The organism is Acinetobacter sp. A47 (genome assembly GCF_000805455.1).
In the GTDB taxonomy this organism is placed as follows: Bacteria; Pseudomonadota; Gammaproteobacteria; order Pseudomonadales; family Moraxellaceae; genus Acinetobacter.
In genome coordinates this window covers 38583-57999 of record NZ_JSUS01000044.1, presented here as the reverse complement: position 1 = coordinate 57999, position 19417 = coordinate 38583, and the positions used below count along the sequence as shown (strand labels likewise).

Here is a 19417-nt window from a genome sequence, read left to right as displayed (position 1 = left end):
TGATTCCTCGTTATTTGCTTTGCGCAAATGCTTTTGCAATCTGGTAAAAAGATTGTGCATTTAAAGATGCACCACCAACCAGAGCGCCATTAATATCTGGGCATGCTGCCAGTTCCACTGCATTTTCGGCTTTGACGCTACCGCCATACAAGATGGCCATATCTGCACCCAACGCTGTAATCTGCTTTAAGCCTTCACGGATTTTTGCATGCATGGCCTGGGCATCTGCAGGTGACGCAGTCTTACCTGTTCCGATGGCCCAGATCGGCTCATACGCTATCACAATATTTTGCCATTGTTCAGCTTTTACTACCGTCGCAATATCACAAATCTGTTGCAGTACCACCTGCTCTGCTGCGCCCTGTTCACGCTGTTCAAGGCTTTCACCGACACAGTAAATCACGGTTAGGCCTGCATTTAATGCATTTTGCAGTTTTGCCTTCAAGATTTCGACATGATCACCGAATAGCTCACGGCGTTCGGAATGCCCCACCAGCACATATTCAATCTGGCTGTCTTTTAACAGTTCTGCACTGACCTCGCCCGTATAGGCGCCTGTACCGGCAATACGAGAAAGGTCCTGCGCCACAGTATACACGGCTCTGTTCGCATCTTTTAACTGCGCCTGAACAGCAGTTAAGGCGATCGCTGTCGGCGCCACGCCAATATGGCACTGCTCAGGAGAAACCGGCTCCTGCTGTAATAACTGCTTAAATTCTTCTATTAGTTGGAAAGCATTCGCATGCATTGGATTCATTTTCCAATTGCCAACAACCCAAGGGGTAATGGTCGAGTTCGACATACTTCGCCCGTCTACTGTTAATTTTCAAAAATGCTGCATATTTTACACGGATTTTTATAAAATTCAGTTTTTTTCTATTGTTTAGATCTAAATCAATTTAAAATTTATGCCGGTCACACCTGCACCTGCCTCAGGCAGCCGTCAATCAGATATTTTTTGAAAAGCGGACACTGTGTGCAGCCACAACAGCAAAGCCATTTAAAAATAAAAGGATTCACTAAAATTAATTTGTAAAAAAACTCGATTAGTTCAAAGTTTAGCGATGAATCAAGGCAAAAACGACACTTTCGCTAGTGGCATTTTTACCTAACAAAAGTATAATTTTTAGAATACATATTATAAACATTTATTGTCATAAGGCGGACAGATGTCAGGATTACATACGTCTCCAAAGTTTTCGGGGTTTATTCGACGGTTGGTTGAAGACAGTCACCTGTCTGCGGCCACCATGCAGGCAGCCATTGATGCTGCCAAAAAAGCACAGCAAGACATTGTTGCACACCTGATCGAACAGCATCGCTTATCTCCCCTGACCATTGCTGAAACCATTGCAGCCGAGTTCGGGGAGCCCTTATTTGATCTGGCTGTGTACGATACCGCCTTGCTACCACGTGATCTGGCCGATAACAAGCTGATCCAGAAACACCGGGTTGCGCCGCTTATTCAGCGCGGGCAAATCTTATATGTGGCCACCAGCAATCCCACCAATATCGAAGCGCTGGATGCCATCCGCTTCAATACCAAACTCAACATCGAACCGATTATTGTTGAACACACCAAACTTGAAAAACTGATTGAACAGCAATTTGGCGATTCTGGCAGTTTTGATTTTGGTGAAAATGAAGATTTTGATCTTGATATCGATGTTAGCCAGGACCCGGCCAAAGAAGAGGAAGATGCTCCTCAGGGTGATGAATCACCGATTGTCAAATACATTAACAAATTACTGATTGATGCCATTCGCATGGGTGCATCCGATTTACATTTTGAACCTTATGAAAAAATGTACCGGGTACGCTACCGTGTCGACGGGGTCTTGCGCCAGATTGCCACTCCACCTTTGCAGATGGCAACCCGTCTCGCCTCGCGTTTAAAAGTCATGTCGCAAATGGACATTTCAGAAAAACGCATGCCCCAAGATGGCCGGATCAAGTTAAAGCTCTCTAAAACCAAAGCGATTGATTTCCGTGTCAACTCGCTGCCGACCCTGTTTGGTGAAAAGCTGGTTCTGCGTATCCTGGACCCATCCAGTGCGATGCTCGGCATTGAGGCGCTCGGCTACGAAGATGAGCAAAAAGCGCTCTTTATGGAAGCACTTGAGAAACCTCAAGGCATGCTTTTGATTACCGGTCCGACAGGTTCGGGTAAAACGGTATCGCTCTACACAGGCTTAAATATCCTGAATACAGAAGATACCAATATTTCAACCGCCGAAGATCCGGTTGAAATCAATCTGGAAGGAATTAATCAGGTCAACGTCAACCCGAAAACCGGCCTGACCTTCTCTGCTGCGCTGAAAGCGTTCCTGCGTCAAGACCCGGACGTGATCATGGTCGGGGAGATCCGTGACCTTGAAACGGCCGAAATTGCGATCAAGGCGGCACAGACCGGCCACATGGTGATGTCGACCCTGCATACCAACAGTGCTCCTGAAACCTTAACCCGTTTACGCAATATGGGCGTGCCCTCTTTCAATATTGCCACTTCGGTCAATCTGGTAATTGCACAACGTCTGGCGCGTCGCTTATGCTCTCAATGCAAGGCACCGATTGATATTCCCAGACAGAGCCTGCTGGAACTTGGCTTTACCGAACAGGACCTGGCCGATCCCGATTTCAAGATTTACCAGCCCGTCGGCTGCGCTGAATGCCGCGAGGGCTATAAAGGACGTGTCGGTGTGTACGAGGTCATGAAAGTCACACCCGAGATTTCCAGAATCATTATGGAAGATGGTAACGCCTTGCAGATAGCAGCCGCCTCGGAGCAGGCAGGTTTTCATAATTTACGGCGTTCAGGTTTAAAAAAGGTGATGCAGGGAATTACCTCTTTGCAGGAAATTAACCGTGTAACAAGCGAATAAAATCAATAACAAGGATTAATAATCATGGCAGCTAAAAAAGCGCAAATGATGCCAACTTTTGCTTATGAAGGGGTCGACCGGAAAGGAGCAAAAATTAAAGGGGAACTACCAGCACGCAATATGGCTTTGGCAAAAGTCACCTTGCGTAAACAGGGGGTCACCATCAAGAATATCCGTGAAAAACGCAAGAATATTCTTGAAGGCCTGATGAAGAAAAAAGTCACCACGCTGGATATCACGATCTTTACCCGCCAGTTGGCGACCATGATGAAAGCCGGGGTCCCGCTGGTACAGGGCTTTGAAATTGTGGCTGAAGGTCTGGAAAACCCGTCGATGCGTGAAGTGGTGCTGGGGATCAAGGGCGAGGTTGAAGGTGGCAATACCTTTGCCGGTGCCTTAAAAAAATATCCGCAATACTTTGATAACCTGTTTTGCTCACTGGTCGAATCCGGTGAACAGTCCGGGGCACTGGAAACCATGCTGGACCGTGTGGCGGTCTACAAAGAAAAAAGTGAACTCCTCAAGCAGAAAATTAAAAAGGCCATGAAATACCCGGCGACGGTGATCGTGGTGGCTGTCATTGTCACCATTATCCTGATGGTGAAAGTGGTTCCGGTATTTCAGGACCTGTTTAGCTCTTTTGGTGCCGATTTGCCGGCATTCACCAAAATGGTGGTGAGCATGTCCAAATGGATGCAAGAATACTGGTTTATCCTGATTATTGTGATTGGTGCCATTATTGCCGCCTTTCTGGAAGCCAAAAAGCGCAGTAAAAAGTTCCGCGATCTGCTTGATAAAATGGCTCTCAAGGCCCCTATTTTTGGTGATCTGGTGTATAAAGCCATTATTGCGCGCTATAGCCGCACCCTGGCAACCACTTTCGCTGCCGGTGTTCCTCTGATTGATGCACTGGAATCAACCGCAGGAGCGACCAATAACGTGATTTATGAAGAAGCGGTCATGAAAATCCGTGAGGATGTTGCAACCGGTCAGCAACTGCAGTTCGCCATGCGTGTTTCCAACCGTTTCCCGTCGATGGCCATTCAAATGGTTGCGATTGGTGAAGAATCTGGTGCTTTAGACAGCATGCTGGATAAAGTCGCTACTCACTATGAAAATGAAGTCGACAATGCCGTCGATGGCCTCACCTCTATGATGGAACCGTTAATCATGGCTATACTGGGGATTTTAGTCGGTGGTCTGGTAGTCGCCATGTATCTGCCAATCTTCCAAATGGGTTCTGTGGTCTAATACGCATGCAACAAATAATTGAATATTTTATCGAAAACCCGGCTGCACTATATCTGGCAGTCGGGCTTTTTAGTTTATGCATTGGCAGCTTTTTAAATGTGGTCATCTACCGCACCCCTAAAATGATGGAACAGGAATGGCAACAGGAATGCCAGCTGCTGCTGCATCCTGAACAGCCCATTATTGATCAGGCCAAACTGACTTTAAGCCAACCGGCTTCAACCTGTCCCAAATGTGCTACCGCAATTCGCTGGTACCAGAATATTCCTGTGATTAGCTGGTTAGCCCTGCGGGGTAAATGTGGCAGCTGCCACAACCCGATCAGTATCCGTTATCCGCTGATTGAACTATTGACCCTGCTGTGCTCACTGGTAGTGGTCGCTGTTTTCGGCCCTACCGTACAGATGCTGTTTGGTTTAGTGCTGACCTGGGTCTTGATCACACTGACCTTTATCGATTTTGACACCCAGTTGCTGCCAGACCGCTTCACCCTTCCGCTAGCTGCCTTAGGACTAGGCATCAACAGTTATGCCATTTACACCTCGGCCAGTCTGGCAATCTGGGGTTATATCATCGGCTTTTTATGCCTCTGGATCGTGTATTACATATTCAAATTAATCACCGGTAAAGAAGGCATGGGTTATGGCGACTTTAAACTGTTAGCCGCATTAGGCGCATGGATGGGGCCAATGCTGCTGCCTTTAATTGTGCTACTCTCTTCAATGGTCGGTGCAATTATTGGTATTATTTTGATGAAAATGCGTGGTGAAAATCAGCCCTTTGCATTTGGGCCATATATTGCAATTGCAGGCTGGATCGCCTTTTTGTGGGGTGATCAGATCATGAAAGTTTATTTAGGGGGCTAATATGCGTTTTATCCTAGGGATTACAGGCGGTATCGGAAGCGGCAAATCTGCTGCTACACAATGGTTTGAATCTCAGGGTATTAGCGTAGTCGATGCCGATATCATAGCGAGGGAAGTGGTTGAGCCAGGTCAGCCAGCCTTGCAGGCCATACAGCAGGCCTTTGGCAACTGGGTGTTGCAGGAAGATGGCAGCTTAGACCGAAGAGCACTACGTGAGCATATTTTCCAGTTTCCGCAAGCGCGTCAAACGCTGGAAAAAATTACCCACCCCGCCATTCGCCAGTCTATTATCCAGCAATTGCAGCAGGCCGAAAGCCCGTATGTGATACTGGTTTCACCTTTACTGTTTGAAACCAACCAGCATGAACTGACTGATCATACCTTACTGGTCGATGCAGATGAACAAACCCAGCTACAACGGGCCAGCCAGCGCGATGGTCAAAGTGAAGAACAGATCCGTAAAATCATGGCAGCACAAATGCCCCGTGCGCAAAAACAACAGCTTGCCAATGATATTGTGTTAAATGACGGTTTATTGGAACATCTGCATCAGCAACTGAAACCCTTGCACTTGAGTTATTTACAACGGTCGGAGCACCGGTTCTAAGGTTTTTTCTGCTGTGCCAGCCGTGTGGCCAGTGTGTCTTTACGCAACCAGCGCCACGGCTGCAATGCACCGACTCCCATCCCGATCAGGCCACACACAATCGCCGCATTCAACGGCTCATTCAGTAAAGGCACGGCAATCAGCGCAGCAATGAACGGAGCCAGGGTAACAATACTGCCTGTTTTAAATGCCCCTAATCGCTCAATCGCAGCCACATAAGTCAGGGTTGCCACGATCACTACCAGTACACCGTGAAACAGTCCCTGAATCAACAAATGTGCAGGCGTTGCTTCATGGAAATGCTTGGGAACAAATACAAGATAAATAGGGAGATAGATCATTGCAGACCAGATCACCACACCTGCAGTTGCATGCCAGGCAGAGAGCTTCCACTGTTTCAGCAAAACCGTAAAAATTCCCCACCACACAGCACTCACAAAGAGCAGAAAATCTCCGACGCCCAATCCAGAAGCCTGATCATGCAGCATCAAATAGCTCATCAGCCCCAATGCACCCATCATGATGATCAGACTGACCCAGGTGTGCCTGTCAAAAGGTTGCCGAAACAAGACATAGGCAGCGATGGCGGTACACAGCGGAATACAGCCATTCAGGAAAATGGCGGCATGGGCGGCGGGTGCATGTAAAAACGCAGTATAGACGGTCAGGCAATACACCAGACCACCAATGAGCGCCAAAATCACAGGACGTGGATGCCATAAAAAAGCGAGATCTTTTTTATAGATCAGCACGGGTAATAAAATCAGGGAGGCAATCGCAAACCGCATGGCCACCAGATCCCAGACACTGACATGCCAGTGTGCATTGAGACGGGAAAAAATGGTAAACCCGCCCCAGATACACATGGTGATCAGGACAAAGAAATAGCCTTGCGTACGAGCAGTCATCTGGGCTTACATCAAACAACAGGAGCTTAAATTATACACCACGCTGACGGCAGGCTTCATATAATGCCATACCTGTTGCCACGCTGACATTGAGGCTTTGCAGATCACCTGACATCGGAATATACACGGTATGGTCACATTGGGACTGGGTAATCGGTCTGAGGCCGGTATCTTCAGCCCCCATCACAATCACAACCGGCCCCTTAAAATCACACTGATGAATCGGCAAGGCTTTTTCATCCAGCATGGTGCCAATCACCCGGGTATGCGTGCTGTCTTTCAGGTGTGCCAAAGTTCTTGCCAGATTGGTGACCTGAATAAACTTCACTTTCTCAGCACCACCTGCGGCAACCTTACGCGCAGTCGGTGTCAGGCTGGCTGAACGGTCACGCGGTACAATCACCGCCTGCACCCCCATCGCTGCTGCGGTACGGATACATGCGCCAAGATTGTGTGGATCGGTGACCTGATCCAGCGCCAGCAACAAGGCATCCGGAGACTGCTGCATCAGCTGGTCCAGATCTTTTTCATTTAAGACCGGATGTGGTCGCACTGCAGCAACCACCCCCTGATGAAAGGGCAAACCGGCCAGCTTTTCCAGACTGTCACGACTGGCCTTCTGGATGCTGATTCCAAACGGTTCTGCCAGTTGCAAAATCTTCTGCAAGCGCTGGTCATCCCGGCCTTTTAAGGTAAACAACGTCAAAACGCGTTCAGGCTCTAACTCCAATAATGACTCCACCGAATGAACGCCATAATAATATTCAGGTTTTGCCATGAACGACCTCGTTTAGCACATCCTCTTTTATCAAAAAGAGTTTTAGGAATGTTGAAAAATAAAAATCCTGCAAAGTGACTTTACAGGATTTTCTTTGAGCATAGTGTACTCGATTTAGAGCGGAATAGGTTAACCTTCTAAATGACAGACATAGTCGAGTACATCATCTGCTTCAATATGAAAGGTGCTGTTGCCCGGAACATAGAATGACTGGCCGGCACGGAACAATTCGCTTTCCGTACTGTCGGCAATTTTGACACGACATTCACCAGAAATGATTTCCATACGCTCCGGCACGTGTGTTTCAAAAGTTAAAGGCTGTTCAGTGGGTAAAATTACACCTAAAGTCTTTTTTGTACCATCTTCAAATTGTACTGTATGGCTGATACATGCCCCACCAAAATACACATTCGATTTCTTGATGACCGTTACATGATCAAACTGCACTGAACTCATGCGTACTCTCCAAATAATGCCGCATTTATATTAGGTTATGCTGGACGTAGTTTAATTGTGCCGTGACAACTAATCAATCCATTTTCTGGTGGAAACATAGCAATTTTCATACCTGAGCCCAGATTAACAAAGCAACGCTTTGTCTGGGCGCAAGACGAACAGCTGTGCTGTGAGTGAAGAGATATAAAGCAACGCTTTGCCTGAGCGCAAGACGAACAGCTGTGCTGTGAGTGAAGGGATATAAAGCAACACTTTGCCTGAGCGCAAGACAAACAGCCATGCTGTGAGTGAAGGGATATAAAGCAACGCTTTGCCTGAGCGCAAGACGAACAGCCATGCGGTGAGTGGCATGGATAGACAAAGCATGAAAAGGATCACTTCACAAGGTTCAGGCATCAGCTGAGCGATCGGAGAACCAATCGCAAAAAACAACGTACATCCACGCTCAAATAAAAGGACTGGACAGAGGCTGCTAGTCGCCTGGCTGATCAAAAAATCGAATAATTGTCTAATCTCAAAACAGCCGTCTATATACAGCTTTTAGTAAATCAGGAAAATCCGGCATTCAACTCTTGTAGCAACTTTAAAACTTCTCTATCTTTAAGCAAAAGATTCTGTGCATTGGATGCGTTTATGCTCACCCATTTAACTTTAATTAATTTTGCACTCGCCGACCATCTGGCTTTAGATATTGAACAGGGCTTCAATGTGCTGACCGGTGAAACTGGTGCGGGCAAATCATTATTGTTAGATGCGCTTTCTGCCTGTCTGGGCGAACGCACCGATACCAACTATGTCCGCTATGGTGCCGATAAGGCCGATGTCACGGCTGTATTTAGCTACCAGCCCGACAGTGCTGAAGCACAGTGGCTTACAGAGCATGAACTGGATGATGATTCGGGTGAAATCCATTTAAGACGTGTGATTTTTGCTACAGGCCGCAGCAAGGCCTGGATTAATGGCCGTCCGAGCAGTTTAGCCGAACTCAAGGAAATCGGCCGCTTACTGGTACAACTCTACAGTCAGCATAGCCAGCAGCAATTGCTGGAACCGCCTTATCCAAAGCACTGGCTTGACCGTTATAACAACTTTGCAGATTCGTCCAATGCGGTACGTGAAGCATATGCCACCTGGCAAAAAAATATTCGCCAGCATCAGGCTGCTCTGGACGCGCAGGCGACACGGATTCAGAAAATACAACATCTGGAATCGCAGATCGAAGAGCTCGAAGAGGTCGTCCAGACCGATTATCGGGAAATTGAACAAGAGTTTGATCGCCTCAGCCATCATGAACATATCATGCAGGACTGCAGCTATAGCCTGAATGTGCTAGATGAAGCAGAACAAAATATTACCCAGGAAGTTGCATCGATCATTCGTCGTCTGGAATCCCATGCCGGCCGCAGTGAACAGCTTGCCAATATTCATCATGCCTTGCTGAATGCGCAAAGCGAAATTGATGATGCAACCGCCAGCTTACGCCAGTTTATTGACCGGCAAAGCTTTGATCCTGAACGGATGGAGCAGTTGAATACCACGCTGGAGGTGTTTCACCGTCTGGCACGTAAACACCGTACCCAGCCCGAGCTGCTCAAACAGGAATATGAATCATGGCAACAGGAGCTTGAACAGCTACATCAGCTGGAAGATCCGGAAACCTTGGCAGAACAGGTGGAAATCTCCTACCAGAACTTTATGCAGGCCGCACAGCATCTGGATGAAATCCGCCGTGCAGCTGCCATTCCTCTGGCGAAACAGCTTACCGAACAGGTCAAACCGCTCGCCCTTCCGGAAGCTCATTTCGAGTTCAGGTTCGAGCCACAGGAACCGAATGCAGAGGGTCTGAGCTTTATCCAGCTGTTATTCACAGCCAATAAAGGGATTCCTCCACAACCACTGGCACGTGTTGCATCCGGGGGGGAATTGTCGCGTATTGCCCTGGTGATGCAGGTCATGAATGCCGAAAAAACCGAAGCCGAGGTACTGGTCTTTGATGAGATCGATGTCGGGATCAGTGGCGGTACCGCCGAAGTGGTTGGCCGTCTGCTGGCTGACCTGGCACAACATGTCCAGTTGTTATGTATTACCCATCAGGCGCAGGTGGCAGCCCAGTCCGACCAGCATTTGCTGGTGAAAAAACAGCAAACCGATCCGGCAAGCAGCACCATTATCGAGTTGGGCGAAGAGCAGCGTATCCTTGAACTGGCCCGGATGTCCGGCGGTGTCGAAATTAGCGAGACCACCTTGCAGCATGCAAGACAGCTACGTCAGCTCAAATTCCAGACCGCCTGACATCACCGTCAAAATATCAGAAAAAGATTGGCGAAATCCGATCAACTCTTGTATGTTGATAAAAAGAACCTATATAGATAGATCAGCACAATACATTGAGGGAGAACCGCCTAGGTGACGAAACAATATCTAACTCACCGTTGTCTCATCGCCCCACCAGACATGGTCGATGACTTCTTTGCCAATACAGTCATTTATGTTGCTCGCCATGATGAAGACGGCGCTCAGGGCATTATCATCAATCGCCCATCTGAATTGCAGATCAAAGAATTGCTCAATGATTTAGAGATTGATGCTGATAATGTACATCCACATGCGGTATTGCAAGGCGGGCCATTACGTCCGGAAGCAGGCTTTGTGTTACATACAGGCCAACCGACCTGGCATTCGTCAATTGCTGTGGGCGAAAATGTCTGTATCACCACCAGCAAGGATATTCTCGATGCCATCGCCCATAATGAAGGCGTGGGCCGCTACCAGATTGCGCTGGGATATGCGAGCTGGAACAAAAACCAGCTTGAGGAAGAAATTGCGCGGGGTGACTGGCTGATCTGTGAATCGGATATGGACCTGATTTTCAACCTGCCTTATGGCGACCGCTGGGATGCAGCCTATAAGAAAATCGGGGTCGACCGGACCTGGTTTGCCTCCGAGATTGGTCATGCCTGATATGCAAACAGCTCAATCCATCATGGCCTTTGATTTTGGAACCCAAAAAATGGGGATGGCGATCGGTCAATCCAGTATTGAAAGCAGTAATCCCCTGCCCTTGTTTGCCATGAAAGACGGTATTCCGGACTGGGATAAACTGCTCAAGATCGTCAAGGAATGGCAACCGGACTTGTTTCTGATCGGCTTGCCGCTAAATATGGATGACACTGAATCGGAACTGTCTGCCCGTGCCCGTAAGTTTGCACGCCGTTTACGTCATCAAACCAATATTACCACCTGGATGGTGGATGAACGGCTGACCACTCGTGAAGCCAGAGAAGAACTTGAATCGTATCAAAGCAAAGGGCAGGCCAAACGTTTATCTGCAGACAGTTTTGCAGCGGCCTTATTGATTCAGAGCTGGTATCGCGACCCTGCCGGGATTAGCCCTTAAACTTAAAAAATTTTCCACACCCTTTATCTTGTAGCGGCATCCATGCCGCTATTTGCTGCTGCCTGTGCAAACAGGAAAACCCGCCTGCCAAACACAGGCATTATTTTTCAATGATTCTCACAGTCGCAGTACGCCCTGAAACAAAGGCCAAGGGATTATGCGGTTGCTCATCCAGCACAATCTTTACCGGTACACGCTGTGCCAGACGCACCCAGCTAAAGGTCGGGTTGACATTGGCCAGCAAATTGGAGCTGCCTGAACGTTCACGGTCTTCAATCCCTGAGGCAATCCCCTGTACATGGCCACGGATTTTCTGCTTGTCTCCCATCAACTGCACGGTGGCCGCATCTCCGACATGAATACGGTTGAGTTTGGTCTCTTCAAAGTAACCCACCACATACAGCTGCTGACGGTCTAACAGTGCAGCCACAGCCTGTCCGACTTTGACATAGTTACCAACACGCAAGTCAAAATTCGACAAGGTTCCATCTGCCGGTGCCACCACTTCTGAACGATGCAGGTTTAACTGCGCCAGATGCAGGTTACTGTTGGCAACCTCGATCAGGGCCTGCTGTTGCTGGATTGCCGCATTGGCCTGTTCAATATTGGCCATTAGCTGCTCTTTTTCTGCCCCCGCCTGATCACGCTGGGCAAAGACCTGATCCTGCTCCTGTTTGGAAATCGCACCATCCATAAGACTGGCATAACGTGCTGCATTTTTATCAGCCAGTTTCTTGTTGGCTTCGGTTTTGACCAGGCTGGCTTTTGCACCGGCCAGATTGGCATGGGCTTGTGCCAGTCCGGCTTTGGCTTTGGCTAGATCGGATTTGGCCTGCTCTACATCCAGTGCCTGTCGTGCAACATCAATTTTAAATAGCACCTGCCCCTTTTTGACGGTCTGGTTATCCTGAACCAGCACTTCGGTCACCAGACCGTTGACGTCAGATGCCACCTGGATGACATCACCACGGATACGGCCATCCCGTGTCCATGGTGCAGCGTTGTAGTAGTTCCACAAATGCACCACTGTATACACCGCGATCAGCACGGCCAGGAGTAATACAATAGGACGGATGACTTTTCTCACATCAAATGCATTCATGTTTATTACCTTTACCATTTCTCTTTAAATCATTAAATTTCATCGGAACGTCGCCACAACGGTTAAGCCCACAACCAGACAAACAGCCAGTGCACCAGCAGCAGCAGGCCCAAGTAAAAACACAGGTTGAAAATACTCGGCAGGGCTATCCAGCCTTTGCTGCCCAGACGATCCAGCCAGGGGCCTGCCAGCTTGAACAGCACATAGGCAATGATGGCCTGTACCAGAAGGACGGGAATGTAAATGCCATAAAGATTAAGTTCACCCATGAGATACACCTAAGCCATACATGTCTGAATGGCGCTGTTCTATAGAAATATGTCCAATGCTTTCACGAATATTGTTTAACGAAATCAGCAGCCGTTGTCTGAGCTGAAGATCTTCAACCTGTGGGGCAAACTGCTGCAAAGTTTGAATCTGCTGCACGATTTCTGCCGGAAAATGATGGATGGAGCGTTGTTTCTCTTGCTGCTGGAAATACCCTGCCAGCTGTTGCTGCAACCGGCCTAGCTGCTGTTGCAGTTCAGGCTGTTGCGGTAATTTCTGGCTGATCTCTTGCAGGCGCACCAGATCCACAATCGAGCTACTTTCAACCAGTGCATTTTGAATCGCTGTTTTAATTTCCGGATTTTGTACCATCTTGGTATTCAATACCCCGACACGATCCAGCATGCTGCGCAGATGAATCTTGAAGTCACTGCCATAAGACAGGTTTAATGCCTGCCGCATTGCCTGATAATGTAAAGTCAAAATCCGGGTCGCACTGGTATCCGGTGAAACCGCACGTACCAGATCAATCACAATCAGCGACACCATCACCCCGAGAACCATCGCAAACGAGCTGTCCAGATACGACACCGCATCCATGCTGTACTGATTATGCAGATTCAGGCCCATCATGGTATTGATACCCAGCACCATGCCGATCGGCATCAGCATCTGGTTGGCCATCATGGTCACCGCCACCAGAAACACAGGAAACAGAACCAGTGCCAGTTGCCAGAAATGAGTCACATGCGGGAAGATGCCAAAGGCGTATAAAAATACCAGTCCGGCCGAAACAATACTGCCCCAGATAAAGATCCGTAAGACGGGAACCGGGTTATCCAGCGCGGTCAGGATACAGGCCGTAATGGCTCCCATCTGCGCCATCATGAAGCCCGCTTTCCAGCCCGACAAAATCCAGGCGCCGGTCACGATAAAGGTAATCAGCACGGCACTGATACCGCCGCGGATGGCAATGCCATGATCACGGTGCAGGCTCGGATATTTGGTGGTTATGGAAGTGATTTCAGCCGGAATGTCTTTTTTGCCCTGCTGGATCTGTTGCCAGATCAGCTTAACCGCCAGAATATTGGCGATAAAATGGCGCACGTCCATTTTCAGGGCAGCCAGTACAATTTGCTGTTCCGGCGTTGCAATCGCAATCAGCTCGGCAAAATCCTGTTCAAAACCGGCAGGCAGGGTCTGTAAATCTGCCGGAGTTAACACCCGTTCCTGCTTTAAAAAAGTCACAGTATCGCCACGAATCCCTTCCAGATGCGGGGTCAGGTTTGCCAGCTGCATGTGTTGCAGTTGCTTGACCCGTTGCGATAATGCCACCAGATTGGCCACCACCAGAGAGACCTGATGCAGCATTTCCTGCAACGGTTTGGTCATGCCATTTAACTCACCTTTCTCATAGGCCAGATGCACGGCCAAGGCATGGATATCGGAAGCATCACGGGTAATGACCGATAAAACCCGGGTATAGTTTTCCGGTTCTTTCTGTACCGTAATCAGGCGTTCAAAGGTACTTTCCAGATCATTCAGGGTTTTATTGACACGTTGCTTGATCATGGCGCCGACATGGACAGGAAAAAAGGTCGCCGAGACCACAGCCGTGGCAATGACCCCGATGGAAATTTCCAGCACCCGTGCCAGGGCAATATCAAAAATATTGTAGCTATCGATATAGGTAATGGCGTTATACACGATCATGGCGGTGGAATAGCCTGCCAGCATGAAAACATAGCTGCGTGGTGTACGGTCAAGTAACGACACATAAAGGGCAAAGCCGACCCACAGGGACAAGACGACGGTAAACAGCCACGGCGTGTTAATAAAATGCGGGGTCAGCAACAAGGCAATAATGGCCCCTGCAACGGTGCCCACCAGCCGGTAAACACATTTGGAAGACACCATGCCCGAATAAGGATTGGCAATAATCAAGACTGTACCGATTGACCACATCGGGTTAATCAGGTCCAGTTCAAACGAAATAAACAATGCCAGCATACCTGCTACAAATGTTTTGCACGCAAAGATGATGTCAAGTCGGCTCGGTCTAAAAGCCAACAACTGTTTAAATAGCATGAACGCGTCTCAGGTCAGATTCAGTCGGTTACTCATCCATCATTAAAAATGCGACAGCTTGTCCTGACTGATCTGATAAATTCAGATCAGCAGCATCAAAAATGAGTAAAACTGGATATTGGGAGTGATACACAATGCCGGTATTTTCAGGAAGAGTGTCCTAAAAATAATTATCCGAATAAGACATTGCGTTGCCAATTTTTTCAAAACAGAGCAAATTAGTCAACATAAATTATCACGATTTGATAATTTTTAATTTTAAACTAAAATAATACGCTTAATATTTTAAGGTTTTCTCAATATCAACCGCTCTTTCCCGTTGCGGAACCAGCAAATATAAAATCCCGTGCACGACCTAAACCTTTTCTGTTATAAAGCAATGACAGTTCGTTTTTCACGTTATTTTTTAAGGAGTAGACAACGCATCATGGCAATTTCGAGTTTTGGTAAAATTCTCACCGTGCTGGATTTATTTTCAGTTTCACGTCCGATTATCAATGTCGATATCATTTGTGATGAACTGGGTCTCTCCAAACCGACTGCTTATCGTTATCTGAAAGAACTGGTTTCAGCCGATATTCTCAAGCGCATCAGCGGCACCTCCGGCGACTATACCTTGGGCTCAAAAATTGCGGTGCTAGACTATATCTCGCACAGTACCGATCCCCTGATCCAGATCAGTATTCCGTTTATGCGGGATATCGTGGAACGTACCGAGCTGTGCTGCCTGCTGACCTATCTAAATCATGATTACTGTATCGACCTGCATCATGAAACCTTCAAGGAAGCCGAACTGATCTCTTATGGTCGTGGTTGTCCACGCCCGGTTTATGTGGGCGCCTCGCCTAAAATTGTCATTGCCCATTTAACCAAGCAGCGGATTCAGGCCTATTATCAGCAGTTTCCGCAGGAACTGGCACAGGTCGGATTTGCCAATAATGCAGATGAATTTATGCAACAGATGCGCAAGATCAAGAAACAGGGCTTCTATTTATCGCAGGGGGAAATTGACCCGATGGTGTGTGGTCTTTCGGTACCGATCCGTTTTTCCACCAAGGAAGCCCCGATTGCCCTCACCCTGGTGGCCTCCAAAAACCGGTTTGATTTCCTCAACATTCAGAAACTGATTGAAATCTTGCAGAGTAATGCCTCACAAATCGAACACAAGTTCGCCACCCTTTCAGAAAACCAGAATTCACCCATTTGAGAATATTTAAAAAGTTTTACATTTTTCACTGTTGTAAATGCGGTCAGATTCTCATATGATGATTATGTTCTTCAGCATACTCTCCCAAAAGAGCATGACTTTCCTCAGAGAACTAAGCTCATCGTTGTTATGGGCTTTTTTCTTGCCATCAGGTTTTATCCCATAAAAAAGCCTTCCTGAAGGAAGGCTTTTTGTATTTAACTCATGCTTAGGGCTGTTTTAAATACGGCCAGGCCGCTTTCATGTAAATAAACATCGACCATAAGGTTAAAATCACCGCCGCATACAGCAAGGCATAGGCCCAGATTTCCAGAGGTTTCCAGTTCAGCAGGAATACACTGATCGCAATCATTTGAAAGGCTGTTTTATATTTGCCGACAGTCGATACTGCCACACTGGTACGCGCGCCCAGTTCTGCCATCCACTCACGTAACGCAGAGACCGTAATTTCACGCGAAATGATTACAATTGCTGCAAAAGCCATAGAAATGGTCGGTTGCCATTGCACCAGTACAATCAAGGCCGCTGCAACCATTAACTTGTCTGCAACCGGATCGAGAAAACGTCCAAAGGCAGAGGTCTGGTTCAAGGTTCGTGCCAGATAGCCATCAAACCAGTCGGTCACCGCCGCAAGCACAAAAATTGCGGTCAGGACGATATGACGCATCATTCCCCCATGATGCTCGGCGATCCCAATTGCTGGTGGCCAATAAGCGATGGCCAGAAATACAGGAATTAGGGCGATACGTGCCAAAGTTAAAATATTGGGAATGTTCAGGATTTGCCCTGTACTCATAAACACCGCCATGTTGTTCGCATCAAATATGCATGTCGCACAAAGGATGTGCTGAGATGATCCATGTGTAAGCAACTTTATACGAAATGCACCGCAGTGTCGACTAGGCAAAAACGGCAACCGTTTGTCTAAGCACCGCAATTAAACGGTTGTCATGATCCCAGAGATAGGCATATTCGGTTGAATATCCATGTTCTGCATACTCCGTCACAACTTTATACTTAAACCAGTCCTGAACCTGTCCAGTCACCGGGTTTAAATAGGTAATCTGCCAGTTCAAGGAACTTGCCGGCGCCGGTGTTTTGAACATCGGGAGTACCCCGGGAGGCCAGACATCCATTAATGCACACAGGTCTGGCAGTTGCATGACACGGTTGTGATGCCGATCCGGAGCAAAACGGCCCCATCCCCCAAAATCGGCCTCCTTACTGCCTGCGACCGGATAGCTGCCTTCAGCCCAGCACAGTTCAAAATGCTGCAGGCATTCAGGCATTAAGCCTTCAATATAAATGGTTTTATCAAGCTGTTCCGGTTCCGGATAATCAGGCACCTGCGGCAAGTTTCTGACATGAATGCGGGAGTCACGCGGTGAACCGAAGCTGGCGACCAGAATACTCTGCACCGCCCCGTTTTGCCACAGTCTTACTTCCAGCGTGGTGACAGACTTGCCTTGCCGTAGTACTTCGGCAGTCATTCTAGCCTGTCCCTGCTGTACTGGCCCCACAAAGGTAATATTACAGCTGAGCAACTGTCGGGTGGCATCCTGAACCACAGTTAAAGCTTTCTGGATCAGGACACCCGCAACCAGACCGCCAAATACGGTCCGGCCTTGCAGCCAGCCTGAGGGAATATCAATCCATTCTTGTTGTTCAACCTGCTGATAAAGTGGCAGCAATGACATCATGTTTTCCTTATGATCCAAACCACCTATCTTTGATGGTTTTTGCGCATTTGTGAATGATCATTGCGGCCGATCGCTCTGGCAGATTGGGTCAATCCAGCCGGTTATTCATGCAAGATTTTATAAATGGTTCTTGCCATGACTTCACCCAGACCAGGCACCAGCATCAGCTCTTTTTCAGAGGCTTTTAATACACCCTGGATACCGCCAAAATGGGTGAGCAGATCACGTCTACGTTTCGGCCCCAGACCCGGTATCGCTTCCAGTACTGAACTGCTTCGGCGCTTGTCACGTTTGGCCCGATGCTTGGTAATGGCAAAACGGTGCGCTTCATCACGCACCTGCTGGATCAGATGCAAGGCTTTATGATCTTCCGGCAACTGAATCTTGGTGCCATCGGTAAAATGTAAGGTTTCCAGCCCGGGCTTACGCCCTTCTCCTTTAGACACCCCGATCATGAAGGCATCCAGTTGCAGCTCCTGCATCACTTCCATCGCCATATGCAACTGCCCTTTGCCCCCGTCAATCAACAGCAGGTCGGGCAGCATATTCTTTTTATAACGGCGGATCAGCGCCTGACGCATGGCTGCATAGTCATCGCCACCGGTAATATCCTGAATCGCGAACTGGCGATAATCCCGTTTTCTGGCACCGCCCTGATCAAAAACCACACACGACGCAATCGGTGCTTCGCCCATGGTATGACTGATATCAAAACATTCAATCCGGTCAATCGGACGGCCAACCACCTGTTCCAGCTGATGGAAACGCTCATTGAGTTCCAGATGATTACTCAACTTGCCTTTAATGGCATGCTGTACATTCATTTGCGCCAGTTCGAGCCATTCCGCCCGGGTTTCACGCACTTTATGCTTGATCTGGACTTTTTTATGAAAGCTTTGCTGTAAGGCGTCCTCCAGTTGTACCTTGTCAGGGACCTCAATATTCACAATCAGTTCGGCAGGCACTTCATCTGCCACCTGAAAGTAGAAGTTTGCGATAAAATCACTCAGCATCTGCCCCAGATCATCACCGAGCATATCGGGAAAATAGCTTTTACCCCCTAGCATACGGCCATTGCGTACATGCATGATCTGTACACAGGTCACCCCGGCCTGATAGGCAATCGCCAGAATATCGGCCTCGCCCTTAATTTTAAACACCGCCTGCTGGGCCTGAACTTCACGCAACAAGCCCAGACGATCGCGATAGAACACGGCTTTTTCAAATTCCAGTGCTTCTGCCGCCTGCTCCATTTTACTGATCAGCTCCTGATTCAGCTCTTTGGTATCGCCTTGCAGGAAGCGGATCGAGTTATCGACGTCCTCTTTATAGTCTTCAGGGCTAATCAGACCGACACATGGCGCGGTACAGCGCTTGATCTGGTATTGCAGACATGGGCGCTTGCGCTGGGAAAAATAGCTGTTTTCGCACTGCCGTACATTAAATAATTTTTGTAAAACCAGTAAGGTATCTCGGGCACTATAGGCACTGGGATAAGGCCCGAAAAACTTGCCAATCTGGTGCTTGCCCTTGCCTCGCCCACTGGCGATTCGCGGATAGGGTTTGTCGGCAGAAACAAAGATATAGACATAGGATTTGTCATCGCGCAACATGATATTGTACGGCGGGCGATGCAGCTTGATCAGGTTCTGTTCGAGCAATAGCGCTTCTGTTTCCGAACGTACCACCAGCGATTCAATATCATAAATACGGGCCACCAGAGCCTGTGTTTTCGGATGTTCAATGGTTTTGGCAAAATAGCTCGAGACACGGTTTTTCAGGTTTTTGGCTTTGCCCACATATAGCAGTTCGCCGTCTTTCCCCAGCATTTTATAAACACCGGGCAATTGGGTCATATGGGCCAATATTTTTTCGATATGTTCTCGAGCGTTTGGGTTCACTAGTCAG

Annotated in this window: 19 protein-coding genes; 8 read left to right on the top strand and 11 right to left on the bottom strand. The window is 48.1% G+C overall.

The annotated features are described in order from the left end of the window. Positions 1 to 10 precede the first annotated feature (10 nt). Positions 11 to 802: a triose-phosphate isomerase gene (tpiA, locus tag OC23_RS10640; RefSeq protein ID WP_038344741.1), complete on the bottom strand. Its 792-nt coding sequence runs from the start codon at positions 800 to 802 to the stop codon at positions 11 to 13. Positions 803 to 1169: 367 nt separating this feature from the next. Here tpiA and pilB point away from each other — a divergent pair, with 367 nt between their 5' ends. From pilB to coaE, 4 genes are read left to right on the top strand one after another with little or no spacing between them, the layout of a single operon-like run. Further along, positions 1170 to 2882 carry a type IV-A pilus assembly ATPase PilB gene (gene pilB, locus OC23_RS10635; RefSeq protein ID WP_038344739.1) on the top strand — a complete coding sequence of 571 codons (1713 nt, stop codon included), beginning with the start codon at positions 1170 to 1172 and terminating at the stop codon, positions 2880 to 2882. Positions 2883 to 2906: 24 nt separating this feature from the next. Beyond that, positions 2907 to 4133 carry a type II secretion system F family protein gene (locus OC23_RS10630; protein WP_038344737.1) on the top strand — a complete coding sequence of 409 codons (1227 nt, stop codon included), beginning with the start codon at positions 2907 to 2909 and terminating at the stop codon, positions 4131 to 4133. A gap of 5 nt (positions 4134 to 4138) precedes the next feature. Further along, on the top strand, positions 4139 to 4999 hold the full coding sequence (locus OC23_RS19580) for a prepilin peptidase (protein WP_038344735.1): 861 nt from the start codon (positions 4139 to 4141) through the stop codon (positions 4997 to 4999). Position 5000: 1 nt separating this feature from the next. Beyond that, entirely contained in the window at positions 5001 to 5606 is a 606-nt protein-coding gene (gene coaE / locus OC23_RS10620; RefSeq protein ID WP_038344734.1) for a dephospho-CoA kinase, read from the top strand. Here coaE and OC23_RS10615 read toward each other — a convergent pair. The 4 genes from OC23_RS10615 to OC23_RS10600 all read right to left on the bottom strand — a co-directional run bounded on the left by OC23_RS10615 (position 5603) and on the right by OC23_RS10600 (position 8180). Next, positions 5603 to 6514, bottom strand: a complete 912-nt coding sequence (locus tag OC23_RS10615) for a DMT family transporter (RefSeq protein ID WP_038344733.1) — start codon at positions 6512 to 6514, stop codon at positions 5603 to 5605. The two genes, coaE and OC23_RS10615, sit on opposite strands and share 4 nt — an antisense overlap. 31 nt (positions 6515 to 6545) lie before the next feature. Beyond that, positions 6546 to 7292 (bottom strand): 23S rRNA (guanosine(2251)-2'-O)-methyltransferase RlmB, encoded by a 747-nt coding sequence (rlmB, locus tag OC23_RS10610; RefSeq protein WP_038344732.1) that lies wholly within the window; start codon positions 7290 to 7292, stop codon positions 6546 to 6548. Between the two features lie 129 nt (positions 7293 to 7421). After that, positions 7422 to 7748, bottom strand: coding sequence for a pyrimidine/purine nucleoside phosphorylase (locus tag OC23_RS10605; RefSeq protein ID WP_038344731.1), 327 nt, complete (start codon positions 7746 to 7748; stop codon positions 7422 to 7424). Positions 7749 to 7871: 123 nt separating this feature from the next. Beyond that, a complete protein-coding gene (locus OC23_RS10600) occupies positions 7872 to 8180 on the bottom strand; it encodes a hypothetical protein (RefSeq protein WP_038344729.1) in 309 nt (102 codons plus the stop codon). 201 nt (positions 8181 to 8381) lie between these two features. Between OC23_RS10600 and recN the strand changes: the two genes are divergently transcribed. The 3 genes from recN to ruvX all read left to right on the top strand — a co-directional run bounded on the left by recN (position 8382) and on the right by ruvX (position 11145). Beyond that, positions 8382 to 10040 (top strand): DNA repair protein RecN, encoded by a 1659-nt coding sequence (gene recN, locus OC23_RS10595; protein ID WP_038344727.1) that lies wholly within the window; start codon positions 8382 to 8384, stop codon positions 10038 to 10040. A gap of 114 nt (positions 10041 to 10154) precedes the next feature. Next, positions 10155 to 10709 carry a YqgE/AlgH family protein gene (locus OC23_RS10590; protein ID WP_038344725.1) on the top strand — a complete coding sequence of 185 codons (555 nt, stop codon included), beginning with the start codon at positions 10155 to 10157 and terminating at the stop codon, positions 10707 to 10709. Beyond that, complete coding sequence (gene ruvX / locus OC23_RS10585; RefSeq protein ID WP_038344723.1) at positions 10702 to 11145, top strand: Holliday junction resolvase RuvX; 444 nt, start codon at positions 10702 to 10704, stop codon at positions 11143 to 11145. Before OC23_RS10590 ends, ruvX begins: the two co-directional genes overlap by 8 nt. A 100-nt stretch (positions 11146 to 11245) precedes the next feature. Here the strand turns inward: ruvX and OC23_RS10580 are convergent, their stop codons facing one another. From OC23_RS10580 to OC23_RS10570, 3 genes are all read right to left on the bottom strand, one after another. Then, positions 11246 to 12247 carry an HlyD family secretion protein gene (locus OC23_RS10580; RefSeq protein ID WP_038344722.1) on the bottom strand — a complete coding sequence of 334 codons (1002 nt, stop codon included), beginning with the start codon at positions 12245 to 12247 and terminating at the stop codon, positions 11246 to 11248. Positions 12248 to 12309: 62 nt separating this feature from the next. Next, entirely contained in the window at positions 12310 to 12516 is a 207-nt protein-coding gene (locus OC23_RS10575) for a DUF1656 domain-containing protein (protein ID WP_038344721.1), read from the bottom strand. Next, complete coding sequence (locus tag OC23_RS10570; RefSeq protein ID WP_038344720.1) at positions 12509 to 14602, bottom strand: FUSC family protein; 2094 nt, start codon at positions 14600 to 14602, stop codon at positions 12509 to 12511. Before OC23_RS10570 ends, OC23_RS10575 begins: the two co-directional genes overlap by 8 nt. 427 nt (positions 14603 to 15029) lie before the next feature. On the opposite strand from OC23_RS10570, the gene OC23_RS10565 reads away from it, so the two are divergent. Continuing rightward, entirely contained in the window at positions 15030 to 15809 is a 780-nt protein-coding gene (locus tag OC23_RS10565; RefSeq protein ID WP_038344719.1) for an IclR family transcriptional regulator, read from the top strand. A 208-nt stretch (positions 15810 to 16017) separates the two neighbouring features. Here OC23_RS10565 and pgsA read toward each other — a convergent pair whose 3' ends face one another. The 3 genes from pgsA to uvrC form a co-directional block, all read right to left on the bottom strand. After that, positions 16018 to 16605: a CDP-diacylglycerol--glycerol-3-phosphate 3-phosphatidyltransferase gene (pgsA, locus tag OC23_RS10560; RefSeq protein ID WP_152607823.1), complete on the bottom strand. Its 588-nt coding sequence runs from the start codon at positions 16603 to 16605 to the stop codon at positions 16018 to 16020. Positions 16606 to 16708: 103 nt separating this feature from the next. Beyond that, the gene (locus OC23_RS10555; RefSeq protein WP_038344716.1) at positions 16709 to 17506 is read right to left on the bottom strand and encodes a thioesterase family protein; all 798 of its coding nucleotides are present in this window, start codon (positions 17504 to 17506) and stop codon (positions 16709 to 16711) included. A gap of 104 nt (positions 17507 to 17610) precedes the next feature. Beyond that, positions 17611 to 19410, bottom strand: a complete 1800-nt coding sequence (uvrC, locus tag OC23_RS10550; protein ID WP_038344715.1) for an excinuclease ABC subunit UvrC — start codon at positions 19408 to 19410, stop codon at positions 17611 to 17613. Positions 19411 to 19417: the final 7 nt, after the last annotated feature.